13 protein-coding genes are annotated in these 16,194 nt (G+C 75.8%); 3 read left to right on the forward strand and 10 right to left on the reverse strand.

Translation table 11 applies throughout. The features are described from left to right. Positions 1-350: 350 nt before the first annotated feature. Positions 351-1,409, reverse strand: a complete 1,059-nt coding sequence (locus Nocox_RS17770) for a DUF2157 domain-containing protein (protein WP_020540066.1) — start codon at positions 1,407-1,409, stop codon at positions 351-353. Positions 1,410-1,517: 108 nt separating this feature from the next. Between Nocox_RS17770 and Nocox_RS17775 the strand changes: the two genes are divergently transcribed. The 3 genes from Nocox_RS17775 (at position 1,518) to Nocox_RS17785 (ending at position 4,054) form a co-directional block, all read left to right on the forward strand. Beyond that, a complete protein-coding gene (locus Nocox_RS17775) occupies positions 1,518-2,837 on the forward strand; it encodes an MBL fold metallo-hydrolase (protein WP_020540065.1) in 1,320 nt (439 codons plus the stop codon). Positions 2,838-2,928: 91 nt separating this feature from the next. After that, positions 2,929-3,120 (forward strand): DUF1918 domain-containing protein, encoded by a 192-nt coding sequence (locus tag Nocox_RS17780; RefSeq protein ID WP_026213713.1) that lies wholly within the window; start codon positions 2,929-2,931, stop codon positions 3,118-3,120. A 94-nt stretch (positions 3,121-3,214) separates the two neighbouring features. Beyond that, positions 3,215-4,054, forward strand: coding sequence for a universal stress protein (locus Nocox_RS17785; RefSeq protein ID WP_020540063.1), 840 nt, complete (start codon positions 3,215-3,217; stop codon positions 4,052-4,054). A gap of 49 nt (positions 4,055-4,103) precedes the next feature. On the opposite strand, the gene Nocox_RS17790 is transcribed toward Nocox_RS17785, so the two are convergent. The 9 genes from Nocox_RS17790 to Nocox_RS17830 form a co-directional block, all read right to left on the reverse strand. Further along, entirely contained in the window at positions 4,104-5,063 is a 960-nt protein-coding gene (locus Nocox_RS17790) for an Acg family FMN-binding oxidoreductase (protein WP_020540062.1), read from the reverse strand. Positions 5,064-5,168: 105 nt separating this feature from the next. Further along, positions 5,169-5,357: an OsmC family protein gene (locus tag Nocox_RS17795; RefSeq protein WP_020540061.1), complete on the reverse strand. Its 189-nt coding sequence runs from the start codon at positions 5,355-5,357 to the stop codon at positions 5,169-5,171. A gap of 177 nt (positions 5,358-5,534) precedes the next feature. Next, positions 5,535-5,924: an STAS domain-containing protein gene (locus Nocox_RS17800; protein ID WP_020540060.1), complete on the reverse strand. Its 390-nt coding sequence runs from the start codon at positions 5,922-5,924 to the stop codon at positions 5,535-5,537. Positions 5,925-6,063: 139 nt separating this feature from the next. Continuing rightward, positions 6,064-7,347: an ArsB/NhaD family transporter gene (locus Nocox_RS17805; protein WP_020540059.1), complete on the reverse strand. Its 1,284-nt coding sequence runs from the start codon at positions 7,345-7,347 to the stop codon at positions 6,064-6,066. Positions 7,348-7,557: 210 nt separating this feature from the next. Next, complete coding sequence (locus Nocox_RS17810; RefSeq protein WP_020540058.1) at positions 7,558-8,577, reverse strand: LacI family DNA-binding transcriptional regulator; 1,020 nt, start codon at positions 8,575-8,577, stop codon at positions 7,558-7,560. A gap of 101 nt (positions 8,578-8,678) precedes the next feature. After that, positions 8,679-11,477, reverse strand: a complete 2,799-nt coding sequence (locus tag Nocox_RS17815; RefSeq protein ID WP_051112376.1) for a beta-glucosidase family protein — start codon at positions 11,475-11,477, stop codon at positions 8,679-8,681. A 139-nt stretch (positions 11,478-11,616) separates the two neighbouring features. Next, positions 11,617-12,591: an aldo/keto reductase gene (locus Nocox_RS17820; RefSeq protein WP_020540056.1), complete on the reverse strand. Its 975-nt coding sequence runs from the start codon at positions 12,589-12,591 to the stop codon at positions 11,617-11,619. Between the two features lie 93 nt (positions 12,592-12,684). After that, positions 12,685-13,653: a hydroxyacid dehydrogenase gene (locus Nocox_RS17825; RefSeq protein ID WP_020540055.1), complete on the reverse strand. Its 969-nt coding sequence runs from the start codon at positions 13,651-13,653 to the stop codon at positions 12,685-12,687. 56 nt (positions 13,654-13,709) lie between these two features. Then, a complete protein-coding gene (locus tag Nocox_RS17830) occupies positions 13,710-16,046 on the reverse strand; it encodes a SpoIIE family protein phosphatase (RefSeq protein WP_020540054.1) in 2,337 nt (778 codons plus the stop codon). Positions 16,047-16,194 lie beyond the last annotated feature (148 nt).

Below are 16,194 nucleotides of genomic sequence, written 5' to 3' on the forward strand. Positions count from 1 at the left end.
AAGAGGATTTAAGGGCAGGAAGCGCGCAAAGGGAGGATTGGGAGCGCTCCCATCACAACAGACACGTTTTGTGTCGGATGAAGGGCATGTCGCCCGCCCGGTCGTGGGCGCGGGGTCTCCAACTGGGTCGCAAAGAAGATCCAAGTGAGCTGCAGCCACGCGGTGATGGACTCGGTTAACCCGTTCCCCGAAGGAGGTGATCCATACCGTCACGCCCGGATGAGCGGGTGCGGTGACGCCGCTCGGGGTCCAGAGAGCGGGCCGTGACCGCGGCCGCATGAAACCGCTCACACGGGAACGCCCGGCCGGCCCGATCGCCGGAGCCGGGCGTTCCGCGCGGGGCCGGAAGGCTACGCGGAGTGGTCCTGGCGGGAGGCGCGGTGCAGCCGCAGACCGAGGACCGACGACGCCACCAGCACCAGACCCGCGATCATCAGCGCGAGCGAACCGCCGACCGCGCCGTCCGTCCAGTCCCACACCGCCTCGGGCACGGCCAGGGTGAACCCCGCGATGCCGGCCACGAGCAGCACCCAGGCCCGCTCCCACCGGTAGAGCACGAGGCAGGCCACCGCCACGGCGAACGTGGCCACGTACGACCAGGCCAGATCGCCGCCGGTCCCGAGGCCGTGCTGCGCGCCGATCAGGGCCACGGCCGCGCCGAGCCCCAGCCCGAGCCGCCGCTGCCCGATCACGCCGGCCCGCACCAGCGCCGTCCACGCGACGCCCGTGCCCACCAGCGTCAGGCCCACGGCCACGGGGTTCCAGCCGGACAGCTCGCCGGCGACGGCTTCCGCGGTCAGCGCCGCGAACCCCGCGACGGCCACCGCGCAGGGGCCGCCCGGCAGCGCCACGTACCCGGCGACGGCCAGGACCAGCCCGGTCACGGCGGCGGCCACGAGCTGGCTGCCGGTGAGGGCGGCGGAGAGCTCGGAGGCGGCCAGCGCCCCGGTCACGGACGCCAGGGCCAGCGCCACGCCCCCGCTGCGCCGCCGCACCGCGCCGGCCCGCTCGGCCCCGGCCGTCCACGCCCGCCACCACTCCCCGGGGCCCGCGCGGACGCGGGGAGCGGACCCGCCCGGCCCCCCGCCCGGGGACGGACGGAGGCGGGACGCACGGAGGCGGGGGGCGAGGTCGGCGAGGAGCAGGCCGGCCGCGAGGAGGGCGGCGGTGGCGGACACGAGGATCAGAACGCGGGCCGCCGTGGACAGGACCGGCCACGACGTCCCCGCCAGCGACACCGCGCCGGCCAGCAGCAGCGCGCCGCCGACGTACCCGGCCACCTCGGCCCACCGCGCCCGCGCGGGCCGCTCCGCCTCGTCGAGCGCCTCGTGCACGGCCAGCGCCTGCGCGGCCGTGAGCACGCCCTCGCGTACGAGCCGCCGCAGCACCTCGTCCCGGCTCTGAGTCACCTCCCGGCCCTCCTTCCCCCGTCCCATCGCCGGACAGGGCCCTGCCGAAACCCGCCCGCCCCGGCGAGGGGCGGGCATCGCCGCCGGGGCCGCGGGTAGGGGCTCCGCATGGATGTCCTGTCCTTCCGCACCCCCGGCCTGGGCGACCAGACCTACCTGCTGACCCACGAGGGCAGAGGCGTCCTCGTCGACCCCCAGCGCGACATCGGCCGCTTCCTGGACGCCGCCGCCGAGCGCGACGTCGACCTGCGCCTGGTCCTGGAGACCCACCTGCACAACGACTACCTGTCCGGCGCCGGCGAGGCCGCGCGCCGCACCGGCGCCGAACTGGTGATGCCCGCCGGCGCCGCCCCCGCCTACGCGCACACGCCCGCCTTCCACCTGGAGGACCTCGACGCCGGCGGCGGCCTGACCGTCCGGCCCGTCCACACGCCTGGCCACACCCCTGAGCACACCAGCTACGTCGTGCTCCTCGACGGCGAGCCGGTCGCTGTCTTCTCCGGCGGCAGCCTGCTCGTGGCCACCGCCGGCCGCACCGACCTGCTCGGCCCCGAACGCGCCCGCTCCCTGGCCCGCCTCCAGCACGCCTCGCTGCGCCGCCTGGCCGCGCTGCCGCCGGGGACCGCGCTGTACCCGACGCACGGCCAGGGGTCGTTCTGCACCGTGAGCGGCGCGGGCCGCCACACCTCCACGATCGGGACGGAGCTGGAGGACAACCCTCTGCTGGCCGTCGACGACCCGGAGAAGTTCGCCGACGCGCTGCTGGCCGCCCCGATGCCCATCCCGGCCTTCTACCGGCACATGAGCCCGGTCAACCTCCTCGGCGTGCCCCCGATGCCGCCCGTCCGCGTGCCCGAACTCGACCGGCCCGCCGGTCACGTCGTGGACGTCCGCCCCCGGGACGTGCAGGCCAGGGGCATGCTGCCCGGCTCGTACGGCATCGAGCTGGACGACGACTTCGGCGTCTGGGCCGGCTGGCTGCTGCCGTACGGGGAGGCGGTCACGCTGGTCGCCGAGCCCGGCCAGGACGTCACCGAGGCGGTCGTCCAGCTCGCCCGGGTCGGCTTCGACGACGTGCGCGGAGTCGTCCGGCCGCCGGGGGCGGCGGGCGCGCAGGCGTACGAGCTGGCCCGGCTTCCCGCCTTCGCCGCACGGCTGCGACAACCCGGGGCGCAGCTCCTCGACGTGCGGACGGCCCCCGAGCGCGAGCGCGTCAGGATCGAGGGGGCCGTCGAGCGTTTCCTGCCCGAGCTGTTCTCCGGCGGCGTCCCGGACGAGCTCGACCCGGACCGGCCCGTGCTCGTCGCCTGCGCCGGAGGCCGCCGCGCCGCCATCGCCGCCGCTGAGCTGGCCCGCCGGGACCGCCGGGCCGTGGCGCTCACGGGGGCCGGGATCGCCGAGCTGGCCGAGACCCTGGACGCCCCGTGAAACGGAGCCCGCCGTTCCCGTGACCAGGAGCTTCTACGGGGCATCTGACCTGGGAGAAGGAGTACGAGTCCGGGGGACGAGGAGGTCCGCGATGAGGGCGAGTGTGGGCGACCGGCTGGTGGTCGAGGGCACGTACGGCGGCGGGGTCCGCAAGGAAGGCGTGATCGTCCGGGTGGAGCACGACGACGGCTCGCCGCCCTACATCGTGCGCTGGCTGGAGGACGGGCACGAGACCCTGGTGTTCCCCGGCCCCGACGCCCGGGTCGTCGCCGGGGCGCGGTGACCCGGGCGGGCATCGACCGGGCGAGCCCGGCGGATCCGGCGCTGCGCGCCGTGCCGGCGGGCGGGCGGCGGCACGGAAGCGGAGGAGGCCCGGGATGACCAGGCCCGTCGTGGTCGCCGTGGACGGCTCCGCACCGGCCGCCGCCGCCGTCGAATGGGCCGCCGCCGACGCCCAGCAAAGAGGGCTCGCGCTGCGGATCGTGCACGTGTGCGAGCGGCGGCCCCCCGAACAGGGCGGCCTGGAGCCCTGCGAGGAGACGCTGGCCGTGGCGCGGGACCGGGCGCTCGCCCTGACCCGCGACGTCGAGGTCGATGCCGCCCTGCTGACCGGCAACGTCGTCGAGGCCCTGCTCGCGGAGTCGGCGTCGGCCGAGAGCATGGTGCTGGGCAGCCGGGGGCTCGGCGGGTTCGCCGGGATGCTGCTCGGCTCGGTCGGCATGGGCGTGGCCGGGCACGCCGCCGGGCCGGTCGTGATCGTGCGCCGGACGTCCCCGGTGCGGCACGGCCGGGTGGTCGTCGGCGACGACGGCTCGGAGCAGGCGGCGGCGGCCGTCGCGTACGCGATCGAGCAGGCGAGGGCCCGCCGCGTCACCCTGCACGTGGTCTGCGCCTGGCAGACGCCGGTGTACTCGCCGTACGCGGCGGCGTACGAGACGCTGACGCAGGAAGGCTACGAGTACGTGGCGCGGGCCGCCGCCGCCCGCGCGGCGGCCTGGCGGGACGGCCACCCCGACGTCCCGATCACCGACGCGCAGGTGCACGGGCACCCGGTGAACGCCCTGATCGAGGCGGGCGGCGCGGCGGACCTCGTGGTCGTGGGCTCGCGCGGGCGTGGCGGGTTCGCCTCGGCCGTGCTCGGGTCCGTCGGCCACGCGGTCCTGCACCGCCTCACCTGCCCGGTCGCGGTGGTCAGGCCGCGCCCCGGCGGCGGGTGACGGCCGGCCGACGACACCCGCGGGAACGGCGCGCCGCCGTGGCGCCGGGTCAGGTCTCCGCCAGGACGAGGTCGCCCACCGGCCGCCGCGGCGCGCGGGCCACCACCGGCCCGTACCCCAGCCGGAGGATCATCTGCGGATGCCCGTGCGGGGTGCGCGGGTCGTCGCGCCGCCGCATGTCCCGCAGGTCGAGGGGCTGGTTGAGGAACGACGCCGACACCTGGTGCCCGGCCGCGACGAGCAGCACCCGCTGCAGCGCCTGCCCCGCGCGCAGCCAGTCGAGCGGCCCGTCCCCGGCCGTGGTCAGCACCGCGAGCTGCGGGTACGGCTCGAAGCACGCTTCACCGCGGCGCCGGCCGAAGTCGCGGACCGGGTCCACCGGGCCGCCCGCCCTCGGCCCCTGCACGTACGACGGCACGCCACGCCCGCCCGTCCACGCCTCCAGCTCCGCCAGGTACTCCTCGTCGCGGGCCAGCTCGTCCTCGGCGATCGCGGCGTGGTCGAGCACGTCCATGGCCGCGCGCCGGTCCAGCGGGACCAGCCTGGCCCGTTCCAGGGCCGCCGCCGCGCGCAGCTCCGCCAGCACCGCCGCGGGGACCGGCCGGTCGTCGAAGGGCATCCGGCAGGTCCGCCGCACCGGGATGAGGTCGTACAGCTCCCGCGCCTCCGCCGAGGGCCGCCCGCGCAGCGCGACCTGCGTCACGGCCAGCAGGTCCGGCCGCCCGTCCGGGTCGGGCAGCAGCCGCACGCCCGGCGACCGCCCGGCCGCCCGCGCCGCCACACGCAGGTTCAGCAGCGCGGCCCCGCAGCTCACGTGGAGCGAACGGCCGCGCGGGTCGCTCACCCGCAGCCAGCGGTCCCAGTCCGCCAGCAGCTCGACCAGCTCGCCGTGCCGCACCCTGAACCGCCACGGCTGCGTGTTGTTCACCGAGGCCGCCTGCCCGGCCGCCACGATCAGCCGCCTGATGGCGAGGTCGGTGGGGCGCGCGGTGGGATATGACGTGATCATGACGTACCTCCTGAGCCCCACGCTGGCCCACCCGCCCCAAGGGACGTAGGGCCGGAGGTCCTGCCGAAGGTCCCGCTCCGGGCAGAAGGGGCGTCGCGGGCCGGCTCACGCCTCGCCGGCGAGCTCGACGACCACCTCGGGCGGCCGGCGCAGCGAGTTGTGCACAGGGCAGCGCGAGATCACGGCCAGGAACGCGGGCCGCCGCTCGGCGGGCAGCCCCGGCGCGGAGACACGCAGCCGTACGGCGGCGACCCGCGCGGGCCGGTCGGCGGCCGGGCCGAAGTCCGCGCTCACCCGCTCGACCCGTTCGGGCAGGTCATCGGCGGCGGACGGCGGCGCGGGGGGCTGGAGCGTCGCGTGGCGGGTGTCTATGGTGATCTCTTTTGTTCGCCAGGAACACGGATGCCACCCTCCACCTTGGCCCCGGGAGGAAGAAGGGGAGGACCCAAACCCTCGCCGCCGCCGTACGGGTCAGGGGGCGGCGGGCGGGTCGAGTGCGGCGAGGGCCGCGTCGATCGTGGGGAGCAGGTCCAGGCCGTCGCCGCCGGCCGCGCCGAGCAGCGGCAGGCCGCCCGTGACCACCAGGCGCCCGCCCGCCGCCCTGGCCTCGCGCGTGGCCGCGCGCAGGACCTCGCGCCCGGCCGTGTCGAGGCTGGTCAGCCTGGAGAGGTCCACGACGAGCGCCGGGACCGCCAGCGTGGTGAGCGTCCTGGCGAGGTACATCCGGACGATGTCCACCGGCGCGCCGGACAGCGGCCCGCCGAGCTCGATCAGCAGGACCTCACCGCGTTCGCGGACCCGCAGGGAGAAGTCACCGGCGGCGGAGGGGTCCGTGGGATCGGCGGGCGCGGTCGGGGTCATCTGTCGCTGGCTCTCCAGGGCGGGACGGAAGCATCACCGGCCGGGCGTCCCGGCACACCGCCGACGACACTACCGGGTGGCGTTCCGCCGGCGGCGGGCGGACCCGGGCAGGGGTTCGGGCCCCCGCCAGGGGCGCGGCTCACAGGAGGTACCGCAGCCACAGGTAGGGGGCGACCAGGCCGACGGTGACGACGGTGACGACGAGGCCGTACTTGGTGAACTGCCAGAAGCTGATCGGGGTGCCGTTGCGGGCGGCGATGCCGAGCACGACCACGTTGGCCGCCGCGCCGACGGCCGTGGCGTTGCCGCCCAGGTCGGCGCCGAAGGCCAGCGCCCACCACAGCGCCTGGTCGCCGCCGTTCGCCTCGACGAGCTGCTCGACGATGGGGCTCATGGTGGCGACGTACGGGATGTTGTCCACGATCGCCGACAGGACGCCGGACACCCCGAGCAGCCCCAGGGTGGTCAGCTCGGGCTGCCCGGCGGTCGCCTCCACGGCGGCCTTCGACAGCTCGCCGATGACCCCGGTCTCCACCAGGGAGCCCACCATGACGAACAGCCCGGCGAAGAACACCAGCGTGGGCCACTCCACCTCGGCGATGGCCTGCTCGGTGGTCACCTTCGTCACCGCGACCAGCACTCCGGCGCCGAGCAGCGCGACGATCGAGGGCTCGTAGTGCAGCACCGGGTGCAGCACGAACGCCGCCATGACCAGCGCCAGCACGCCCAGCGACTGCCACAGCAGGGTGCGGTCGCCGAGCGCCTCCCGCTCGTCCAGCGCCATGATCTCCATGGCACGTCCGGGGTCGTGCCGGAAGCGCCGGCCGAACAACAGCCAGCACAGGCCGACGAACACCACCATCAGCACGATCACCATCGGCGCCATGTGCACGAGGAAGTCGTTGAACGTCAGCCCGCCCCGGCTGGCGATGATGATGTTCGGCGGGTCGCCGACCAGGGTGGCCGCGCCGCCGATGTTGGAGGCCATGGCCTCGGCGATGAGGAACGGCGCGGCCGGCAGCGCCAGCCGCTCGCACACGAGGAAGGTCACCGGCGCGATGAGCAGCACCGTCGTCACGTTGTCGAGCAGCGCCGAGGCCGCCGCGGTGATGACCACCAGCAGCACCATGAGCCGGAACGGCCGCCCGCGGGCCCGTTTGGCCGCCCAGATCGCCAGGAACTCGAAGACCCCGGTCTCCTTCAGCACCCCGACGATGATCATCATGCCGAGGAGCAGGAAGATGACGTTCCAGTCGACGCCGGTGCGCTCGGAGAAGAACGCCGCCTCGGCGCCGGTCGCGTGGATCAGCAGCATGATCCCCGCCCCGCCGAGCGCGGCCGCGACCCGGTGGACCTTCTCGGTGGCGATCAGCGCGTACGCGGCCAGGAAGACCGCCACGCTCGCCCAGGAAAGCGCCGTCACGCGGGAAACCGGTCAGTAAGGTGCACGGACCCATCCTTTACTCAGAACGGATGAACGACTCGCCGACCAGACTTCCCGGCACACCTTTGCACAACGTATCAAGAACAAGGGATCACCTGGATGCATCGCATGCGCAACCTCGACGCCGCCCGCGTCGAGGACCAGCGGCTCGACCGGGCCGGCGACTCCTGACGCTCAAGCCGGGCCTGGTCAGGAGGCCACCGGAGCGCGCGCCGCCGTGGACGTCCGCTCCACCAGCGCCGGCTGGAAGATCACGTGCCGGTGCTGGTGGCCCGGCACCCGGCCCGACTCCTCCAGCAGCATGAGCGTGGCGGTGTCGCCGATCTGCTCGCGCGGCTGCCGGATCGACGACAGCGGCACGGCGGCCGCCGCCGCGAAGTCGATGTCGTCGTAGCCGAGGATCGCCACGTCGCCGGGCACCCGCAGCCCGCGCTGCGTCAGCTCCTGCAGCACACCCAGCGCGACCAGGTCGTTGCCGCAGAACACCGCCGTCGGCCGCGCCTCGGGGGACAGTTCGGCGATCTCCCTGCCCGCCGTGCGGCCGGTCGCGACGTTGAGGTCGGGCAGCCGGATGACGGTCAGCCGCCCCCGCCCGCCCAGCACGCCGGCCAGCCCGTCGTGCCGGTCCTCCACCTGCCGCACGCTGAACGGCCCGCCGGCGTAGGCGATGTGCCGGTGCCCGCGCTCCAGCAGGTGCCGCCCGGCCAGCCGGCCGCCGAGCACGTCGTCCACCGCCACCGCGCAGCCGTGGCTGAGCCGGGAGGAGTTGTCGAACACCACGACCGGGATGCCCCGCGACACCAGCCGGTCCAGCCGCTCCCGCTGCCCCCGGTCGTTGACCGGCGTGATGAGCACGCCCAGCGGCCGCTGCTCCGCCAGCTCCTCGATCAGCCGCTCCTCCCGCTCGGCGTCCTTGCTGCTGTTGAACACCATCACGGTCAGCCGGTCGCGCTGCGCGGCGCTCTCGACGCCGCTGAGCACGTCGATGAAGAACGGGTTGGCCAGGTCGAGCGCGACGACGGCGATCGTCCGGCTGCGCCCGGCCCGCAGCTGCCTGGCCGAGCCGTTGCGGACGTAGCCGAGCCGCGTGATCGCGGCCTGCACGCGCTCGCGGGTCTCGGGGGCGACCAGGTCGGGACGGTTGAGCACGTTGCTCACGGTGCCGACGGAGACCCCGGCGAGGCGGGCGACCTCTTTGATGCTCGACATCGTTCCTCAGTGTCAGTCGCCAGTGTCAGTCGCCACCGCGTCCTGCGGGGCGGGCCCAGCTTATGCGATCACCGGACGGACTGAAACGATTCATACCCTCCTCACCGTACCGTCACCTCCCGCCGCAGCCGCAGGTCCCGTGACGAGGAGCCGACCTGCACCGCGCGCCTCCCCGCGGCGAGCGCCCACCCTGCGCCGTCCCAGTGACGCAGCACCCGGCCGGGCACCGTCACCGTGACCCGCCGCCGCTCGCCGGGGGCGAGCCGGACCCGGGCGAAGGCCGCGAGCACGCGCGGCGGCATCGGCACGGGCGGGTCCGCGGGCGGCGTCACGTACACCTGCGCCACCTCCACGCCCTCCCGGCGCCCCACGTTGGCCACGGTGAACGCCACGCGCAGCCCGTCCCCGGACGGCCGCACCGACAGCCCCGCGTACGCGAACCGCGTGTACGACAGCCCGTGCCCGAACGGGAACAGCGGCTCGATCCGGCGCGCGTCGTAGTGCCGGTAGCCGACGAAGACGCCCTCGCCGTAGACCGCCGTGCCGCCGGGACGGCGCTCCGGCGCCGTGGCCGGGCCGTCCTCCGCCCGCGCAGGGAACGTCACCGGCAGTTTCCCGCCCGGGCAGGCCGCGCCGAGCAGCAGCGCGGCGGTCGCGTCCGCGCCCTCCTGCCCCGGGTACCACATCTGCAGCACCGCCGGCACGTCCGCCAGCCACGGCATGAGCACCGGGTGCCCGGTGTTCAGCACGACGGCGGTCCGCGGGTTGGCCGCCGCCACCGCGGCGATCAGCGCGTCCTGCTCCTTCGGCAGCGCCAGGCTCGTCCGGTCGGCTCCCTCCGTGCCCTCGTCGAAGGCGAACACCACGGCCGCCCGCGCGCCGCGCGCCAGATCCGCGGCCGCGTCCCGCGCCTCCTGCCGCCGCGCCGGCGTGACCCAGGCCAGCCTGACCTCCAGCGGCGTCCCCGCGACCCCGGTGGCGGAGATCCGCAGCGGCGTCGGCCGCCCGCCCTCCAGGCGGACCACCGCGCCCGCGTTGGTGAGGCCGTCCGCGGTCGCGATGAGGCTGCTGTTGCCGCCGAGCAGCGCCTCGACCGCGCCGATCCTGGTCCCGTCCACGGTGAGCGTGATCGCGCCGCCGGCCGACGGCGGCGCGCCCGCGCCCTGGACGCGCAGGTCGTAGTCGCCGGTCACGGGGGCGGTGATCGTGCCGGTCCACGTCCAGGACGACCCGGCGGGCAGGGCGGCGGCGCCGGTGTGGTCCACCCGCGTCACGGTCTCCTGGCCGCCGCCCCTGCCGGTGCGGGTCAGCGACAGGGCGCTCGCCGGGACCGGCACGCCGTCCAGGTCCACGCCGGTGGCGAAAAGCACCCGCGCGTCCCCGCCCGCCCGGCGGCGCAGGGCGGCGAACGGGCTCTCCGTCCCTGCGCGCAGCACCCGGGCGCTGCCGCCCCCGCCGGCCAGCGGCGTGGCGGCGGTGGGGCCGATGACGGCCAGGTCCGCCAGGTCGGCGCGGGCGAGCGGCAGCAGGCCGCGCTCGTTGCGCAGCAGCACCGCCCCCGCCAGCGCGACCTCCCGCGCCGCCGCCGCCCCGGCCGCCCCGTCGAGCACCGGCCGCGCCCGGCCCCCGCCCGCCAGCCCGCCCCGGTGCCCACCCGTCAGCCCGCCCCGGTGCCCATCCGTCAGCGCGCCCGGCTGCCCGTCCGTCAGCTCGCTCGTCAGCTCGTTCCGTGGTTCGCCGAGCAGGCCGAAGCGGTCGAGCTGGAGCAGGATCCTGCGTACCGACCGGTCCACGACGGACTCGGCGAGCCGCCCCGAGGCCACCGCCCCGGCCAGGCCGGCGAAGCGGGCTCCCGAGGGCATCTCCATGTCCAGCCCGGCCTCGATCGAGGGCACGCCGCTGCGTGTCCCGCCCCAGTCGGACATCACCCAGCCGGAGAAGCGCCAGTCCTCGCGCAGGACCTCGGTGAGCAGGTGCCGGTTCTCGGCGCAGTACCGGCCGTTGACGCGCGGGTACGCGGCCATGACCGCGCCCGCGCCGGCCGCCACCGCCGCCTCGAACGCCGGCAGGTAGATCTCGCGCAGCGTCCGCTCGTCCACGCGCACGTCCACGGTCTGGCGCTCGTTCTCGAAGTTGTTGGCCGCGTAGTGCTTGACGGTGGCGATCGCGCCCTCGCCCTGGATGCCGCGCACCTCGGCGGCGGCCAGCGCGGCGGCGAGCAACGGGTCCTCGCCCAGGGTCTCGAAGTTCCGGCCCGCCTGCGGGGCGCGGACGACGTTCACCATCGGCGCCAGGATCACGTCCATGCCGAGGGCCCGGCCCTCGCGGCCGAGGGTCGCGCCGTACCGGCGGGCCAGATCCGGGGCGAAGGTGGCGGCGAGCGCGACCGGCGCGGGCAACGCCGTGGCCCGCCCCTCGGCCCGCCCCTCGTGCTGCGCGGCGGCCGGCCCTTCGGCCTGCGCGGCGGCCTGCCCAGCGGTCTGCGCTTCGGCTCGCGCGGTGGTTTGCGTGGCGGTCTGCGTGGCGGTCTGCGTGTTGGTCCGGGCGTGGCGGATGCCGGCCGGGCCGTCGGTCAGGCGCAGCTCGGGGATGCCGAGGCGGGGCACGCCGGGCACGTACCCGGCCTGCCCCCTGGACGCCGGGTCGGCGGCCCCGTGCAGCAGCGCGATCTTCTCCTGGAGGGTCAGCTCACGCAGGAGAGCGTCCACCCGGGACCGCCGTACGCCCGCGCGCGCGGGCACGGGCTCGGCCCAGGCGGGCCCGGCGCACGCGACGACGGCCCCCAGCCCGGCGAGCAGCCGGGCCACCTCCCGGCGGGTGACGAACGCCCCCGCCCCATCCGGATCCGGCTCCTCAGGGATGGACGCATGAGGGACGGGCGTGGCCGGGGTTCCGGGCATGGGGCAGCTCCTTCGCGGGTGGGCTGAGCCCCGAAACCTAGAGCCGCGAAGGCGCCGGGGCCCCGCGTTCGCCGTTGAACGGAGGACTTCCCGGCCCGACTTTTACCTTGCGCCGCACTCCCGCTGCGCCGCCCCGCCGCTACGCCGTGACGCCGGCCTCCTTGGCGGCGCGGTCGATCGCGGCCAGCTCGTCGTCGGTGAAGACGAGGTTGTCCACGGCGGCCACGTTCGCCTCCAGCTGCTCGGGGCTGGACGCGCCGACCAGGACCGAGGTGACGCGCGGGTCGCGCAGCGCCCACGCGAGCGCCAGTTGCGCGACCGTCTGCCCCCGGCCGGCGGCGATCCCGGCGAGCGCCCGTACGAACGCCAGGACCTCGGGCGTCACCCGGTCGGCCGTCAGGAACCGGCCTTCGGCCGCCCGCGAGCCGGCCGGGATGCCGTCGAGGTAGCGGTCGGTGAGCAGGCCCTGCGCCAGCGGCGAGTACACCACGCAGCCCACGCCCTCGGCCTCGAGCACCCCGAGCAGCCGGTCCTCGATGCCCCGGTTGAGCAGCGAGTACGGCGGCTGGTGCACCAGCAGCGGGGTGCCGAGCCCGCGCAGCAGCCGGGCGATCTCGGCGGTGCGAGCGGGCGAGAAGTTGGACACCCCCGCGTAGAGGACGCGGCCGGTGCGGACCATGTGGTCGAGCGTGGCCGCCTGCTCCTCCAGGGGCGTGTCCTCGTCGTCGCGGTGCAGGTAGAAGATGTCGACGTGGTCGAGGCCGAGCCGGGCGAGGGAGCGGTCCAGGGTGGCGAGCAGGTGCTTGCGGGAGTTGCCCTTGCCGTAGGGGCCGTCCCACATGGGGTTGCTGCCCTTGGTGGTGACGACCACCTCGTCCCGCAGCGACGAGGGGAAGATGCGGCCGAACGCGGCCTCGGCGGCGCCGATCGGCGGGCCGTAGCGGTCGGCGATGTCGAAGTGGGTGATGCCCAGGTCGAGGGCCTTGTGCAGGATCGCTCGCTGGCTCTCGACGGGCTTGCCCTCGCCGAAGTTGTGCCACAGGCCCAGCGAGACGGCGGGGAGCAGGAGCCCGCTGCGGCCGCACCTGCGGTACGGCTGGCGTTCGTAGTCCAAGGTGACCCTTCCGCGTGATCGCGATGAATCGTTTCACCGGCCACGTTACCGTGCCGCCGTGTGGAGGCGGCGGGCGACGTCCGGCCCCTCGGGTCAGGCCCGCAGGTGCAGGGTCGCCGGGTCCACCGCGTGCCGCAGCGGCCGGCCCGCCGCCGCGGCGGCCACCTCCGCGACCGCCCCGGCCGCCAGCCGGTGCAGCTCGGTGCCCACCGACCCGGCCACGTGCGGCGTGAGCAGCACCCCCGGCAGGTCGAACAGCGCGTCGTCCGGCTCGATCACGTCCAGCACCGCGTGGATCCGGCCCTCGGCGACCGCCTTGACGAGCGCCTCCTGGTCCACCAGCGACGGCCGGGCGGTGTTGATCAACGTCGCCCCGGGCCGCATCAGGGCCAGCTCGGCGGCACCCACCAGGTGCCGGGTCTCGGGAAGCGCGGGCGCGTGCACGGTGACGACGTCGCTGCGCTCCATCAGCTCCGGCAGCCCGACCAGCTCGGCGTCCAGCTCTCCGGCGCCGGCGAGGGTCGGGTCGTACAGCAGGGCGCGCAGGTCGAAGGGGCGCAGCAGCTCCAGCACGCGCCGCCCGACCGCCGAGGCGCCGATCACGCCCACCGTACGGCCCGCGTTGCCGCCCGCCGACCAGATCGCCTCCAGGCCGGGCGGGCGGCGGCTCGCGGTGTAGGCGCGGGAGAGCTGCCACACCTGCTTGTTCGCCAGCAGGATCATCGCCAGCGTGTACTCCGCGACCGGCACGGCGTTGGCCGCGGCCTGCGAGCTGACCTGGATGCCGCGGGCGAACACCTCCGGCCCGGCCAGCCCCTTCACCGTCCCGGCGGTGTGCACCACGTACCGCAGGCGCGGCGCGTTCTCCAGGGCGCGGGCGTCCAGCGGGGGAGCGCCCCAGCCGGTGATCAGCACCTCGGCCCGGGCCAGCGCCGGCCCTTCGTACCGGGTGAGGACCAGCGCGGGATCGAGCTCCACGTGCCGCCGCAGCTCGGCCAGCAGCTCGGGGGTGAAGAAACGGCCGACCTGCGAAGGCGGGTCGAAGACGAAGACCGCGTGCATGGGCGCGTCACACTCTCCTCAGGGGGTCCGATGTCACCGGCTCAAAGGAGATCGTCTCAGGTGAGCTGGACGCCGATGAGGCAGGTGTCGTCGTCGGTGTCGGAGTCGCAGTGGATGAGCAGGTCGTCCAGGAGGCGGTCCAGGGTGGTGGCGCCGCCGGTGGCGACGGCGAGCAGGCGGTCCTGCGTGTGGCGGAGGTTGTGGTCGCGCCGCTCGATGAGGCCGTCGGTGTAGAGCAGCAGCGTGTCTCCGGCGCGCAGCCGTGCCTCTCCCTCCTCGTACGCGGCGTCGGCGAACGCCCCCAGCAGCGGCCCCTTGATCATCGGCAGTTCCCGGCCCTCCGGCCCCCGCAGCAGGATGGGCGGCAGGTGACCGGCCCTGGCCCAGGACAGGGTCCGGCCGGTCGGGTCGTACACGCAGCACACCGCCGTCGCGGTCATGGGGTCGTCGAGATGGCGGGCGACGGAGTTGAGCCACGACATGAGCTGGGCGGGCCCGGCGCCCGTGGCGGCCAGGCCGCGCAGGGCGTTGCGCAGCACCACCATGCCGGTGGCCGCCTCCACCCCGTGCCCGGCCACGTCCCCGACCGACAGCAGGATCCGCCGGGACGGCAGCGTGACCACGTCGTACCAGTCGCCCCCGACCAGGTGCTCCTTCTGCGCGGGCCGGTAGCGCACCGCGATGTGCAGCCCGTCGGAGCGCGTCGTGCCGTGCGACGGCGGCATGATCGCGTGCTGGAGCTGCAGGGCCAGCCGGTTGCGCTCGGCCGACTCCTGCTCGCTGTGGGCGAGCTGGTCCCGGGTGACGGCGAGCGCCACCTCCGTCCAGTGCTGAGAGGAGATGTCCTGGTACGCCCCCCGCACCGCCATGAGCCGCCCGTCCGGCCCGAAGACCGGCTCGGCCACCACCCGCAGGTGCCGGGCCACGCCGTCCGCCCGCCGCAGCCGGAACGCGGCTGCGGCGACGCGCCGCTGGTGCAGCACGGTACGCAGGAAGCGGCCGACGGTGACCTCGTCGTCGGGATGGGCGTGGTCGCGCAGCCGCTCCAGCGGCACCGGCGGCTCGCCCGGCGACAGGCCGTACAGCGCGTAGAGCTGGGCGTTCCAGGTGACCTCGCCGGTCAGGGCGTTCTCCTCGAACCCGCCGATGCGGCCGAGCCGCTGGGCGTGCTCCAGCAGCCCGGCGAGGCGGGCGTCCTCGTCGTGGTCGCGCCACACCAGCAGCACGCTCTCGCCGTGCCGGGTGAGGCTGACGTCGGCCACGCCCGTCACGCTGAGCGCGAGCGGCATGCGTTCGGACCGGAACGGCTCGCCGGTCGCGTACACCCGCTCGACCCGCCCGAACAGCCCGCCCGCCGCCTGCGGGAACGCCTCCAGCAGCAGCCCCCCGGCCTTGAACGGGTACGCCTCCAGCGCCGCCGCCCCCTCCAGGCGCCGGTTGACGTGCCGCACCCGGAAGTCGGTCACGGCGCCGCGCGCGTCCAGGCTGGCCCCCAGCACCAGCGCGGGATCGGGCAGCGCGTCGGCCAGGCCGATCAGCTCCGCCGGCCCGGGACCCGGCCGTCCTGCGGGCGCGGCCGGCATGGCCAGCGTGTGCGCGCACACCTCAGCCAGCGCCTCGACCTGCCGCTCGACCTGCCGCTCGGTCTGGGGGGAGCCGGTCGCCGGCGCGTGCGGCCAGCAGATCTCCAGGACGCCGAGCACCCGGCCGCCCCTGGTCATCGGCGTGGTCACCCGGCCGCCGGGCCCGGAGCGGCGGCGGCCGATCGACGGGAGGTCGCCGACGTGCCAGATCGTGCGCCGCCCGGCGAGCGACCGCCCGGCCGGGGTGTCGACGCCGGGCGGCACGTGCTGCCAGCTCCTGGCCTCCTCAGGGCCGAAGCCCGCGTACCCGGCGAGCGACAGCGACCCGTCCGTCCCGGCCGCCCACACGGCCACGGCCGTCGCGCCGAGCGGCGGCAGCGCGTGCTCCAGCAGGGAGCGGGCCACGGCCTGCGTGTCGCCGGCGTCGAGGGCGTCGAGGGCGGCGCTCTCGGCGGCGCGCAGCGGCACCGCCGCCGCCGGTTCGGCCCGCGCGGCCGCGCTGACGCGGTCGTCGGCGGCCTGGTTGATCACGTCGGCGGCCAGCTCGACCGGCGACACGCCGCTCCGTCCCGCCAGCGTGGCGAGCTGCTCGGCCGCCTGCGCGGGTCCGCACCGCAGCCGCTCGACCAGCACGCCCTTGGCCAGCTCGACCAGGGCGCGGTCGTCGGCGGCGCGGCGCGTGCCGGCCAGCTCGCGCCGCAGCCGCTCGACGGTCCCGGCAAGCCTGGCGAGGTCCCCGACAGGCTCCCCGGTGAGGTCGCCGGCGGGCTGCCCGGCGGGCTGCCCGGCGGGGGCCGGTGTGTCGTTCACGGGCTTCACCCTCCTCACGAGTCCGCCGACGGACGCGGCCCACGCCGGAGGGGCGCGACGAGCATGGCCGCTCCTCCGTGAGTCGTCCGGGACGATGGCTCAGGTGACGCTGAGACTAGCCCTCCGCGGGCGAGCCGTCCGCCGGCCG

The organism is Nonomuraea coxensis DSM 45129 (assembly GCF_019397265.1).
In the GTDB taxonomy this organism is placed as follows: Bacteria; Actinomycetota; Actinomycetes; order Streptosporangiales; family Streptosporangiaceae; genus Nonomuraea; species Nonomuraea coxensis.